Origin of the sequence: Paenibacillus turpanensis (assembly GCF_011421635.1) — a bacterium.
Lineage (GTDB): Bacteria > Bacillota > Bacilli > Paenibacillales > YIM-B00363 > Paenibacillus_AK > Paenibacillus_AK turpanensis.
The window spans coordinates 1-12,010 of sequence record NZ_WTLI01000014.1 but is presented as its reverse complement, the minus strand read 5'-3'; the positions used below and the strand labels follow the sequence as shown (position 1 = coordinate 12,010).

The following is a 12,010-nucleotide window of genomic DNA, read 5'->3' as shown; positions in this document are numbered from 1 at the left end:
AAGCAGTGGCAGCAGATCAACATCATGAGATAGTGCAGCATGAATTCGTATTATTGGCAAATCGGATTGCCGATTATTGCGGGATACAGTATGGGGACAACTTGTCGTCCCTTGCCTCTAAAGTGTCCGGCAGGCTGGAGGAGCTTGGCTGCACATGTATGCAGTACATGGAGCTTCTAAAGACGAATCCGGACGAGTGGAGAACATTGACCGAGCGCATCACAATTAATGAGACGTATTTTTTTCGGGAAGAGCAGCAGCTCAAGGAGATGAATCGCTTACTTCCTGGGATCGCATCGGTAAATTACGGGGGCATTCGGATTTGGAGTGCCGCCTGCTCCACCGGCGAAGAGCCCTACAGCTTGCTGATGTCGATCGCAGAGCAGGGAAGCGTTCCTTTGGAATCGGTATCGGTTCAGGCAACCGACATTAACCGGAGGGTGCTGGAGATTGCGAGAAAAGGCTGGTATCACCGCAACTCTCTCTGTTTTCGCAGAACGCCGGAACCGCTAAAGCAGAAATATTTTGTAGCGGATGGAGATGGGTTTGCCGTAATGCCTTCGATCCGCAGCCGGGTCCAATTTGATTGGTGCAACCTGCTGCGGCCCGGGGACAAACCGGCACCGGAGTCGTCGCTTGATATTATTTTTTGCCGGAATGTGCTCATCTATTTTGAGCTCCCGGTGATTCGGGACATTGTTTCCTACTTTCATTCGAGACTGAAGCCGGGCGGGTATTTGTTCCTCGGGCATGCGGAAACGATTAATGGGCTAGAGACCGGATTCGAATCGGTTCACGAGCAGGGAACGTTCTATTACCGGAAAGGGGAACTGCCGAATGAAACGGTACGGAGTACTGATCGTTGACGATTCTGCATACATGCGGCGCGCCATCGGCCTGCTGTTTGAGCGTGATTCGCAATTTTATATTGTCGGCGTAGCACGGAATGGAATTGAAGCGCTCGAGAAAATTTCGCGATTCCAGCCTGATGTCGTCACGATGGATGTGGAAATGCCGGAAATGGACGGGATTGCCGCATTGGAGCGGATTATGAAGGAACACCCGCTGCCGGTTGTGATGCTCAGCGCCCATACGGTCGAGGGGGCTAAGGCTACACTGCAGGCCCTGGAGCTTGGGGCGATCGATTTTTTCCTCAAGGCGAGCTTGCTTCAGGAAAACGAGGAACGCGGCGTTGTAGATGATTTCTTACAGCGAGTGAAGGCTGCAGCGGAAGGGAAGGTTAGGCGGGCCGGAGAAATTAGCGCAGAGGAAGCGGGGGCGGGATCCGCGCCCGGTAAAACCTCCGTGGGAACCTCGGCTGCGTCGGCCGCTTCGGGCAATGAACAGAGGAATATCCGCGGCAGCGCGAAGCCGCCGGTCGATCTCGTGTTCATTGGCTGTTCAACCGGGGGCCCTTCGGCGCTGCAGACGATTTTGCCGCGGTTTCCGGGTGATTTTCCGGTGCCGATCGTCGTTGTGCAGCATATGCCGCCGGGCTTTACCCGGCCGCTTGCGGAACGGTTCGACGGGCTCTGCCAGCTTCGCGTGAAGGAGGCGCTTTCGGGCGAAGAGCTGACGCCCGGAACGATTTATATTGCTCCGGCCGGCTTTCAAACGATCATCCAGCGCGGTGAGGGGAAGACGGACAAGTTCCTCGTCTTTTCCAGCGAAAGCGATACATCGCTTTATAAGCCCTCGATCGATGTTACTTTGGAATCGGCGGCTCCCTTGTTTCAAGAACGGATCCTGTCCGTCATCTTAACCGGAATGGGCAGCGATGGCTTGGAGGGCTGCCGCGCTGTAAAGGCGCGAAACGGAACCGTGCTGGCGGAGGCAGAGGAGTCGTGCATTGTTTACGGAATGCCGAGGGTCGTGGTGGAGGCGGGGCTGGCGGATCGACAGGTGCATTTGTCCGCTGTATACGGGCAGATCGTGTCGTATTTTCAGTAGGGTTTCAGTATGATCTTGAGCTTAAGCTTAACCAAAAGATAGATTTATCCGGAAGTCACATGTTCGGATTTGAATATTCAGCATGATTGTAAGCCCTGCGGCTCCTCTTATTGAGGGGCCGTTTTTGCGTGAAGGAGGCGGGGGCCGCTTCCCCTCGGAGCAAGCCGGCATATGCTGTGGACATCTCTAAAAGAAGGAGGAGATGGACTTGGCGCTATGGTTTGTTGCGGCGGCACTTATTATCGTGCTCCTTACGGCTTTTGGCGTTGTGCTGTTCCGCTTGTCTTCGCAAGACGATGAAACGCACATGCCGAATGAGCTGATCGTGAAGTTCCGGGACGGTACGGCAGCGGAAAGGATGGAAGAAATCCATCGACAGCAGCGCTGTGAAGTAACGGGGAGCTGCGAATCCTTGGGTATTCAATATATCCGTTCAAAGAAAAGTGTACGGCGGATGATGCGCGCTTATTCCAAGCTTGGAGAGGTAGAGTATTGCGAGCCGAACTATCGCTTCAAGGCTTTTTTCACTCCGAACGACACGTATTTCTCTTATTATCAATACGGACCGCAAATGGTGAACGCTCCGGCTGCGTGGGATGTGACGCTGGGGAGCGAGGAAATAACGATTGCGGTCGTCGACACTGGGGTTCAGATCGGTCACCCGGATTTGGAGCAGAAAATCGTGCCGGGTGCGGATTTCGTGGATGGTGGTCTGCCGAACGATGGCAACGGGCACGGCACGCACGTTGCCGGTATTGCGGCGGCGGTCACCAATAATGCGCGCGGCATTGCCGGAATGGCGCCGCTCGTGCGTATAATGCCGGTGCGCGTGTTGGACAGCAGCGGCGGCGGCTCGCTTTCCGCTGTGGCAAATGGAATTGTATTCGCCGCCAATCAAGGCGCGAAGGTTATCAATCTGAGCCTGGGATCGACTTCAGGCTCGTACACGCTGCAAAATGCCGTGAATTATGCATGGAGCAAAGGAGCTGTGCTTGTCGCGGCTGCCGGCAATGAAGGTGTCTCGACGCCGAACTATCCGGCTTATTATGCGAACGTTCTTGCAGTCGCTTCGACGGACTCGAGCGACCGCAAATCTACGTTTTCCAATTATGGAACATGGGTGGAGGTAGCGGCTCCGGGGACGGATATTTTATCGACGTATCCGGGCGGTTACGTGTTCTTGAGCGGCACTTCCATGGCGGCTCCCCATGTGGCCGGCTTAGCGGCGCTGCTGGCTTCGCAGGGCAGAACAAATGAAACGATTCGCGATGTGATCGCGGCGACGGCCGAAGAGATTCCAGGCACAGGAGTGTACTGGGTGTACGGAAGAATCAATGCAAATCGGGCGGTTCGTTTCTAAATTTCCATCGGGTAATGTTATAAGAAGAAGGAAACGGATCACTTGCGGCAGCATGGCTGGAGGTTGTTTCGCAAGTGGAGTTAAAGCGCGCAAATTTTCGGGTTTGCGCGCTTCATTTTTGTCGCCAGCGTTGTGTGTTTCAAGTAAAATGGATGTATCCCAAAATGAGAGGCGAACGACATGGAAGTCGAGCGTTGGATGAATGAATTTTTTCAAACGATGAGGTCTCCAATAATCCAGGAATGGATTCATACGGCGGAGACCGATTTTCCTGAAATTTACGATTTGGGCTCCGTTAGTGCGAACGCGAAAATCTACTATGAGCTGCTCTCCGATCTTACACAGCCTGTGGAAACCCATCCGCAAAACAGTATCGTATCGACGATTTGCCAGTACCATGCCGCTCGTCAGACCCCGATTAGTCATTTGCTGCATATCTCCTATATTTGGCGGAAAATAACGTTTGAATATGCATACCAATTTCTTAAGGACAAAAAGGTTGGTCTCGATGAGGCGCAGCACTTTCTTCGGCAATTGGACGAGCGCTCTGAAGCGATCCGCTGCTTAATCGGCCAAGGGTACTGGGATTACGCCTCGCAGATACTGCATGATCAAGAAAGAGCGATCATTCGCCTGCATGAGGATCGGCTCAATCTGATCGGCAAAGTGGCGGCTTCCATGGCGCATGAGCTGCGGAATCCGCTCTTCGCCATTGAGGGATTGTTGAAGCTGCTTCGAAATAAGCTGCCCTCATCGTCGCTTGAGTCGGTAGAGCCTTATCTAGGTGTGATGGAAGAAGAATTTGATGCGCTGTACCGGCAGATTGCCGGCCTGCTCAGCTTTACGAAAAACAGCGGGATCCATGAACCCTTCGTAACGATAACCGGACCGCTGATCGTTGAATCGGTAATTCAAATGGTCTCTGCCCAGCTGGCGGTTGAAAACATCGAGCTTGTCCTGGACCTGGACGCATCGGTGCAGGTCACCGTCCAGAAGCAGGCGGTACTGCAGGTGGTTACTAATTTAGTGGTAAACAGTATTGACGCACTGCGTGAAGTAGAAGGGGACAGGCATCTATGCATCCGCTGTTTTGAGGATCAGGAGGGGCAGTATCTGAGCGTAGAGGATAATGGGCCGGGAATCCCCCCGCCGCTGGCCTCCACTGTATTTACTCCGTTCGTTACCGGTAAGAAGAACGGCAGCGGGCTCGGGCTTCCAGTTTGCAAGCAGATTATGGAGAAAAACGGAGGAGGAATTACATATCGTTCCGAGCCGGGAAGCACCGTCTTTACCCTTTTCTTCCCGAAGCGAGGCAGAGAGCAGACCGTCTCTTGACTCCGCCGGTCGTTTCTCATTAAGATGAGAAGATCAAAGACGCGGTGGAGGGGAAAAATATGATACGGCGATTTTTTGCCTATTATCGGCCGCATAAGCGGCTGTTTTATTTGGATTTCGGCTGTGCGGTCGTCGTTGCTCTGCTGGAGCTGGCCTTTCCGATGGCCGTCCAGTGGATGATCGACACGCTGCTCCCGAAGGAAAATTGGGGGGCGATCGTAACGGCATCAGTAGTGCTGACGATCGTATACTTGATCAGCATGGGCCTCCATTTTGTAGTCAATTATTGGGGGCATAAGCTTGGCATTAATATCGAAACGGATATGCGCCAGCAGCTGTTCTCCCACGTGCAGAAGCTGTCGTTCCGCTTCTTCGACAACACGAAAACCGGTCATGTCATGTCGCGGATGACGAACGACTTATTTGAAATCGGGGAGCTTGCGCATCATGGCCCGGAGGATATTTTTATTGCGATCATGACGTTTGCAGGCGCCTTCGGTATTATGGCTACCATCAACCTTGAGCTGGCGCTTATTACTTTCGTGACGGTTCCGATTCTGGGCTGGCTCATTATTTACTTTAATAAAAAGCTGCATATCGCCGCATCGAAGATGTTTGAGCAGATCGGCGAGGTAAACGCACGAGTGGAGGATTCGATTTCCGGCATTCGCGTGGTGAAGTCATTTGCGAACGAGGAGCATGAAATTGCGAAGTTCAGCGAGCAAAACCGCGGCTTCCGGCTGGCCAAGCTGCGTTCGTACTTGGTCATCTCGTTCAGCTCGTCCGGCGTCTATATGCTGACGCGGCTTATTTCTGTCATCGTGCTGGTGTGCGGCGCATGGTTCGCTTATCGCTATGAGCTATTGATCGGGGAGCTGGTCGCTTTTCTTCTCTACGTGAACATTTTTCTCAAGCCGATCGACCGCATTAACGCCTTTATGGAGAGCTACCCGAAGGGGATGGCCGGGTTTAAACGCTTTTGCGAGCTGATGGATACGGCGCCGGATGTGCAGGATGAGCCGGATGCGGTAGAGGTTGCACGGCTCGAGGGGGCCATTGCCTTTCATCAGGTGGGTTTTTCCTATGAAGGGCACAAGAAGGTGCTGAACGGCATGAATTTGCAGGTGCACCCTGGGGAAACGATCGCCCTGGTCGGCCCTTCCGGCGCAGGAAAATCGACGATTTGCAGCCTGGTGCCGCGCTTCTACGAGGTGGATGAAGGTGAGATAACCATCGATGGCATTCCGATCCGCAGCATGACGCAGCATTCGCTGCGCTCGCAAATCGGCATCGTCCAGCAGGATGTGTTCCTCTTTAACGGAACGATCCGTGAAAATATCGCCTACGGTAAGCTCGGCGCAACCGAGGCTGAAATCCGCGAGGCGGCGCGCAAGGCGCATCTGGAGTCGCTCATTGCGTCCTTGCCTGCGGGGCTGGATACGGTAATCGGCGAACGCGGACTGAAGCTGTCCGGCGGACAGCGGCAGCGTCTGGCGATTGCCCGCATGTTCTTGAAAAACCCGCCGATTCTGATTTTGGATGAGGCGACTTCCGCGCTGGATACAGAAACGGAAGCGATCATCCAGCAGGCGCTGGAAGAGCTCGCGGTGAACCGGACGACGCTCGTTATCGCGCACCGCTTGGCGACGATCCGTCATGCCGACCGCATCATCGTCGTGACGGAAGACGGCATCGCCGAGGAGGGCCGGCATGAGGAGCTGCTGGCCCAAGGCGGCGTTTACAGCAGGCTGCATCAAGCGCAATTCGGATAAGCATGGATAATGAAAAGACCCCCAGCTTACGCGCTGCGGGGTCTATTGTATTTCCGTGCGTAGTAAGTCGAGAACCCGATAATAAGCGGGGTCATGACCAGGCTGGGAATAATCCATAGGATGAAGCCGACAGAATCGACATTGAGCAGACGCGGCGCACCGAATACCGTGAATGCGGTAATGGTTGAAATGCAGCAGGCCAGCATGCCCCCGAGATGCTCGATGATCCAGTGGCCCTTCAGCCGCGGAGAGCGGAGCCAGTACAGCAGATGCGTCGTGCCGACAACGATACCGACGATCGGGAAATATTGCAGCAGCGGAAATCCGATCTGAAAGCCATAAAGGGAAATGGCAATTCCGGAGCCGACCAGCAGCAGCGGAAAGCCGAGATCGACAATACTGCGATGGCGTTCCTTGCGCTGCTTAAAGCGGAGCACGCGGATGCCGTACCATGCGCTGGCTCCGCTTAATATCGAGATAAAAATGAGAAACCAAGAAAAGGATACACGTTCCAAATCGTTGCCCTGTTCAATGAAAATTCGATAGATCCCCAAATATAATGCCGTCACGGCTACCGTAGCCATCGCGTACACATACACCCAGCCGATGCGGTTATGCGTTTTACCGCCTTTTTTCGTAACAATGGGGATCCAAAACACGAGCAGCGCCACAAAGCCTCCGATAATATGAAGCCATCTAAAAAAGTTAAAGGTCCATTCCAATGCTTCCGCCTCCTAGAAAAGGTTCTAATGGAAGCATAGAAAATATTGGGAACGGGGAGTAGTGGAAATCGTCATGGAATGAGTTGACTTAAGTCATTTTGCTGCCGATGATCCGCTGGTCCGTTAAAATAAAAATGATAACGCCAGGATAAGGATCGACAAATGAAAGGCAATGTCCAGCCAAGGTTTTTTGGAGCGTTGAGCAAGGGAAAACGTCACGTACGCGCTTCGCACGACCATCACAATAAGCGCGATTTGCACCAAAATCGCAGGGATCATTGAAAGCGCCTCCTTTCTGCTGTGGTGGATTGTTCGATTCGTATTCTCATATATATGGGGGCCTAGACGGATCATTCCGGCGAATGGGAAAAGAAATCGTCAGGACCTGCCTGCACCTGCGGTGAGGGTCGTTGAGTTGAAGTCCGGGAGGAGCCCCGACTAAAGTCGAGCCGCAAAAACCGTCTCCGGTTGGTAGGAAGAGAGCCGAAAAACCTCTACACTGAAGGTAATGAATCAGGTGGACGGAAAGTCCGAAGGGAGCAATCTGCGTTGAGAAAAGAAGCGTTCTTTGGTGTAGTGTTAATTGTCTTAGGGGGTCTAATCTTTGTGGCGGGGCGCCCGGATCAGGAGCTTTGGTCATTCGTTCAGAAGCCGTTTGGCCGCGTCGAAATTAATGAGGAGCAGCGAATCGATCCGTCGAAAATCAATGACGTGAAAATTGAGGTTTCCTCCTCAGACATTGCGGTGGTGCCGAATCGGGAGAGTACGGACATCGTCGTTCGCTTGGAGGGTTATGCAAGCCGTAAGTTCGGGGGGGAAATGAAGCTCAAAACCGAATCGAACGGCGATCAGTTGAAAATTGGAGTCGAGCGCCCGCAAGGGGGATGGCTTGAATTTTCCGACGTCGATGTGTCGGTTGCGGTGCCGCCTCATTTGTACCGCAGCTTTAAAGCGGTGTCCTCCTCGGGCGATATTAGCATCGAAGATGTGAGGGCAAAGCAAATTGTTGTTGAGGCCAGCTCAGGGGAAATTATATTGAAGAATTGGCAGGGCGAGCTGAAGGCGGAAGCATCCTCCGGAGATCTATACCTTGACACCGAAGAGATTCGGGACGATGTGGAGTTGGAGGCGTCCAGCGGCGACATTGTCGTTCGTACTGACCGGCGGCCAGTCGAGCTGGATATTGAATACAAAGGCGGATCGGGTACCGGTTTGATCGAAGCGGAGGGCTTTTCAGCGAAAACGCTGACTGAGGACCATATTGTAGGGTCTTTTGGCAGCGGGGGACCGCATATTACGGCTAAAACCAGTTCCGGCGACTTCACATTTTCTGCTCCGTAGGGTTCATAAAGAGCAAACCTATTGTGCATAGTACTAGAGTGATAACGGTTAGAGTACACGCACAAGGAGGGATTGTTCGATGTCTACAAGCAGACACCATCAGGAAGCGCATGGTCTTGGGCAAGTGGAGGAGCAGCTTTCCCAGCAGGCGAATGCCGCAGAGCAAATTCAAGGTCTAAATGAAACGGACCGCGAAGTGAAAGAGGCGGCGAACCGCCGCAGCTCCGAGCTGGACGAGATTATTGAGTCTTAGAATTCGAGTGCAAACGGAGCCCGTGTTCCTGAATGTTGGGAACCGGGCGTTTTTTTGTGCGGCTGACTCATGATACGTGGTATCCATGCCGATAAAAGTAGTATCTTCCAAGACAGGAGGTGCTTCAGATGGACGTTGGTAAATTGTCCACGGTAATGTCGACAGCTAGTCTCGGCCAAGCTGTTAGCTTGAGCGTGCTTAAGATGGCGAAGGATATTTCGATGACGCAGAGTCAAGAGCTGATCAAAGCGATGCAGCAATCGGCGCAGCCGCATTTGGGTCAAAGCGTAGATGTGAAGGTTTAACGGGAACGGCTGAATGCCATTAGTGCGCCGACGAAAAACAACGCTGCAAATACATAAGCGGCCAAGCCAAGGGAGCCGGTAAGATTCGCGATGATGAAGGTCAGCGCGACACCCAGCATGAATGCGGAGACCAGCCATTTCATGCGACGGTCACCTCCATTGGAAAGGTAATTGTTCTCAAGTAGTCTAACTTACTGATAGGTAAAAAATCCGCCGGCCCTGGATGGCTCGGCGGATTTCTTTTGTACGGGGGTCCGTTGATGGGTTATTCCCGATTTACCCGTGTGCGGTCCCCGTTAATTTTCTTCCACTTCTTTTTCTCGTTCAGCTCAGCCTGCTTGTTCAGCTTGCGCTCGAGGAACGCGAGCTCTCGCTGCAGCTTCTTGAAGCTTTGCAGCCGTCCCTGCTCTAATGCGCCGCTTTCGATGGCCGATTTTACGGCGCAGCCCGGCTCTGAATCGTGGCCGCAATCGGCAAATCGGCATTGGGAGGCAAACTGCTCCACATCGCGAAAGCTTTGCTCCGCGCTGTCGTGCTCCCAAAGATGGAGCTCCCGCATCCCCGGGGTATCCAGCACCAGCCCGCCTCGCGGCAGAAGGAACAGCTCGCGGTGGGTGGTCGTGTGGCGGCCGCGGTCATCGCCATCGCGGATGTTTTGTACCGTTTGGCGATCGGCCTGCAGCAGAAAGTTGGTCAAGGTAGATTTGCCGACACCCGAGGAGCCGAGCAGCGCAAGCGTCCGACCTTCTTCCGCGTAGTCGGCTAGTGGCGCGAGCCCGATGCCCTCCGTTGCGCTGACCGCGTGGACCGGGACGCCGAAGGCAATGGCCTCCACTTGAGCGAGCATCGCGGGCAAATCGTCGCATAAATCGGCTTTGCTGAGCACGATGACAGGATTCGCGCCACTTTCCCAGGCCATCGTGAGATAGCGCTCGAGCCGGCGCAGGTTAAAGTCATGGTTTAACGACATGACGAGCAGCAGGGTGTCGACATTGGCCGCGACGATTTGCTCCTCATAATTCGAAGCGCCGGCCGCTTTGCGCGAAAACTTGCTGGTGCGCGGCAGCACGGCATGGATCGTTGCCCGGCTCTCCTCGCTTCGTGCAGCAATGGCAACCCAGTCGCCGACAGCGGGGTAGTCGGCACGCCCCTGCGCTTCGTATCGGAGCTTGCCGGCGATTTCTCCCAAAAGCTCGCCATGCTCGGAAAACAGGCGATACATATGCTTATGCTCTAAACAGACGCGCGCCGGGACGAGTCCTTCTGCGCGGTACGGCGTAAATTGACGTTCTAAGGCTTCGTTCCAGCCGAAGTTTTGTAAGGAATGAGATTGTAATTGATTCAAGGGGAACCCTCCTGATTGTTTAAAGTTTTGAATGCCAAAAAAACCGTGCAGCTGCGTGTACGCAACCCACGGTTTCATTCAAAACCCCATTCGGAGGCAAGCACTTTCATTTCATGAACGCACTAAATACGCACGTATGCTAAAGTGAGCGAGCCTGTGGATTGCGATATGAAGAAGCTTCCAAACGACTGTGTATTCGAGATCATCATCGCCATATCACATCCCTCGCTTTCAAAACGTAGTATGCACTTATCTTACTTGATTCGGAAATAATTGTAAAGCGGCTCATGTCCTTAGTCGAATGAGGGAACCTATGAATTCGGAAAAAGCTGATCGCAGCAAGTCGTTCCAAATATAGGAAATATAGTACAATAGGGATATCGAAAATGCCGTAGAGGAGTCATTCCGATGGAGCCCTTAAAGAACTTGTTTGATGAAGCTTATGCAGTAAAGCTGGCTGGAGCGCTGCGTGAAGCCCAGCCCAGCTTCGACCCGGATCAATTTACGAACGGAATTTTGACCGAAGAGTGGGACAAGCTTGAGCTGAAGCAGCGCATCCGCCACATTACGATCAACATGGCCGCCTGTTTGCCGGAAGGTTATGGCGATGCGTTGAGCGTGCTGCGCCAAGCGGCGCCGCAGTTTGAGGGGCTGCAAGGCTTGGTGTTCCCCGACTACGTCGAGGTGTACGGATTGGAGCAGCCGGAGCTTTCTCTCTCGGTTCTTGAATGGTTTACGCGGTTTTCAACCGCGGAATTTGCGATCCGCCCGTTTATACTCCGGGAACCGAAAGAAACGATGCGGCAGCTCGAAGCGTGGGCGGAGCACGAGAATCATCATGTGCGGCGGCTGGCCAGCGAAGGCTGCCGGCCCCGTTTGCCGTGGGCCTGCGCCCTGCCGCTATTTAAGCGCGATCCGGCACCCATTCTGCCGATTTTGGAGAAACTAAAACAAGACCCCTCCGAGTATGTGCGAAGAAGTGTGGCCAACAATTTGAACGATATTTCCAAGGATCATCCCGGCCTTGTGCTCGACATTGCCCGTTCTTGGCTGGGAAAGGATCCGCATACCGACTGGATCATTCGGCATGCCTGCCGCGGCCTGCTGAAGAAGAGCGTGCCCGAAGCGCTCGAATTGTTCGGCTTTCCTCCTTCACCGCACCTGGAAGCCGCAGGCTTTGAGGCGGCACCGAAGGAGCTTCTTATGGGAGAGGAGGTGCTGCTCTCCTTCACCCTGCATAACCATGCCGCTGAGCCCCTTAAGGTGCGGGTGGAATACGGAATCGACTTCGTCAAGGCGAACGGACAGCGCTCACGGAAGATTTTTGCGTGGTCGGAGAAGCCGCTGCCTCCTGGGGAGCATCGTATGCAGACCAAGCAATCGTTTCGCCCTATTACAACGAGGAAGCATTACCCGGGATTGCATCAAGCAGTCTTACTGGTGAACGGACAGGTCGTGGCGGAGGAGGAATTTCTTGTAAAGGAAACGACGAAAGATAAACCGTCTAACGTCTAATTGACAATTTATAGTGCATCTTTTACAATCAAAAATGTTCTTATTTGTCAGGAGTGCTGATGTAGCTCAGCTGGTAGAGCAACGCATTCGTAATGCGTAGGTCGGGGGTTCG

Annotated in this window: 13 protein-coding genes; 9 read left to right on the top strand and 4 right to left on the bottom strand. The window is 53.5% G+C overall.

The annotated features are described in order from the left end of the window. Positions 1-5 precede the first annotated feature (5 nt). From GQS10_RS14010 to GQS10_RS13990, 5 genes are all read left to right on the top strand, one after another. Complete coding sequence (locus tag GQS10_RS14010) at positions 6-866, top strand: CheR family methyltransferase (RefSeq protein WP_341805070.1); 861 nt, start codon at positions 6-8, stop codon at positions 864-866. Further along, a complete protein-coding gene (locus tag GQS10_RS14005; protein ID WP_166243223.1) occupies positions 838-1,950 on the top strand; it encodes a protein-glutamate methylesterase/protein-glutamine glutaminase in 1,113 nt (370 codons plus the stop codon). Before GQS10_RS14010 ends, GQS10_RS14005 begins: the two co-directional genes overlap by 29 nt. A gap of 208 nt (positions 1,951-2,158) precedes the next feature. Then, positions 2,159-3,310 carry a S8 family peptidase gene (locus tag GQS10_RS14000; protein ID WP_243735170.1) on the top strand — a complete coding sequence of 384 codons (1,152 nt, stop codon included), beginning with the start codon at positions 2,159-2,161 and terminating at the stop codon, positions 3,308-3,310. A 180-nt stretch (positions 3,311-3,490) separates the two neighbouring features. Then, positions 3,491-4,645, top strand: a complete 1,155-nt coding sequence (locus GQS10_RS13995) for a two-component system sensor histidine kinase NtrB (RefSeq protein ID WP_166243219.1) — start codon at positions 3,491-3,493, stop codon at positions 4,643-4,645. A gap of 59 nt (positions 4,646-4,704) precedes the next feature. Further along, positions 4,705-6,417 (top strand): ABC transporter ATP-binding protein, encoded by a 1,713-nt coding sequence (locus GQS10_RS13990; protein WP_166243217.1) that lies wholly within the window; start codon positions 4,705-4,707, stop codon positions 6,415-6,417. A gap of 26 nt (positions 6,418-6,443) precedes the next feature. Here GQS10_RS13990 and GQS10_RS13985 read toward each other — a convergent pair whose 3' ends face one another. Both GQS10_RS13985 and GQS10_RS13980 read right to left on the bottom strand, forming a co-directional pair. Further along, positions 6,444-7,139: a DUF2306 domain-containing protein gene (locus tag GQS10_RS13985; RefSeq protein WP_166243215.1), complete on the bottom strand. Its 696-nt coding sequence runs from the start codon at positions 7,137-7,139 to the stop codon at positions 6,444-6,446. Between the two features lie 123 nt (positions 7,140-7,262). Further along, the gene (locus GQS10_RS13980) at positions 7,263-7,418 is read right to left on the bottom strand and encodes a hypothetical protein (RefSeq protein WP_166243200.1); all 156 of its coding nucleotides are present in this window, start codon (positions 7,416-7,418) and stop codon (positions 7,263-7,265) included. A 270-nt stretch (positions 7,419-7,688) separates the two neighbouring features. On the opposite strand from GQS10_RS13980, the gene GQS10_RS13975 reads away from it, so the two are divergent. From GQS10_RS13975 to GQS10_RS13965, 3 genes are all read left to right on the top strand, one after another. Continuing rightward, positions 7,689-8,480 (top strand): DUF4097 family beta strand repeat-containing protein, encoded by a 792-nt coding sequence (locus GQS10_RS13975; protein WP_166243213.1) that lies wholly within the window; start codon positions 7,689-7,691, stop codon positions 8,478-8,480. A 79-nt stretch (positions 8,481-8,559) separates the two neighbouring features. After that, positions 8,560-8,733, top strand: a complete 174-nt coding sequence (locus tag GQS10_RS13970) for a hypothetical protein (protein WP_166243211.1) — start codon at positions 8,560-8,562, stop codon at positions 8,731-8,733. A 128-nt stretch (positions 8,734-8,861) separates the two neighbouring features. After that, positions 8,862-9,038: a YjfB family protein gene (locus GQS10_RS13965; RefSeq protein ID WP_166243209.1), complete on the top strand. Its 177-nt coding sequence runs from the start codon at positions 8,862-8,864 to the stop codon at positions 9,036-9,038. On the opposite strand, the gene GQS10_RS13960 is transcribed toward GQS10_RS13965, so the two are convergent. Together GQS10_RS13960 and rsgA are read right to left on the bottom strand one after the other, a co-directional pair. Beyond that, positions 9,035-9,181 (bottom strand): hypothetical protein, encoded by a 147-nt coding sequence (locus GQS10_RS13960; RefSeq protein WP_166243207.1) that lies wholly within the window; start codon positions 9,179-9,181, stop codon positions 9,035-9,037. The two genes, GQS10_RS13965 and GQS10_RS13960, sit on opposite strands and share 4 nt — an antisense overlap. Before the next feature lie 122 nt (positions 9,182-9,303). Next, positions 9,304-10,383, bottom strand: a complete 1,080-nt coding sequence (gene rsgA / locus GQS10_RS13955; protein ID WP_243735169.1) for a ribosome small subunit-dependent GTPase A — start codon at positions 10,381-10,383, stop codon at positions 9,304-9,306. Between the two features lie 408 nt (positions 10,384-10,791). Between rsgA and GQS10_RS13950 the strand changes: the two genes are divergently transcribed. After that, a complete protein-coding gene (locus tag GQS10_RS13950) occupies positions 10,792-11,898 on the top strand; it encodes a DNA alkylation repair protein (RefSeq protein WP_166243203.1) in 1,107 nt (368 codons plus the stop codon). The last annotated feature ends 112 nt before the right edge of the window (positions 11,899-12,010 follow it).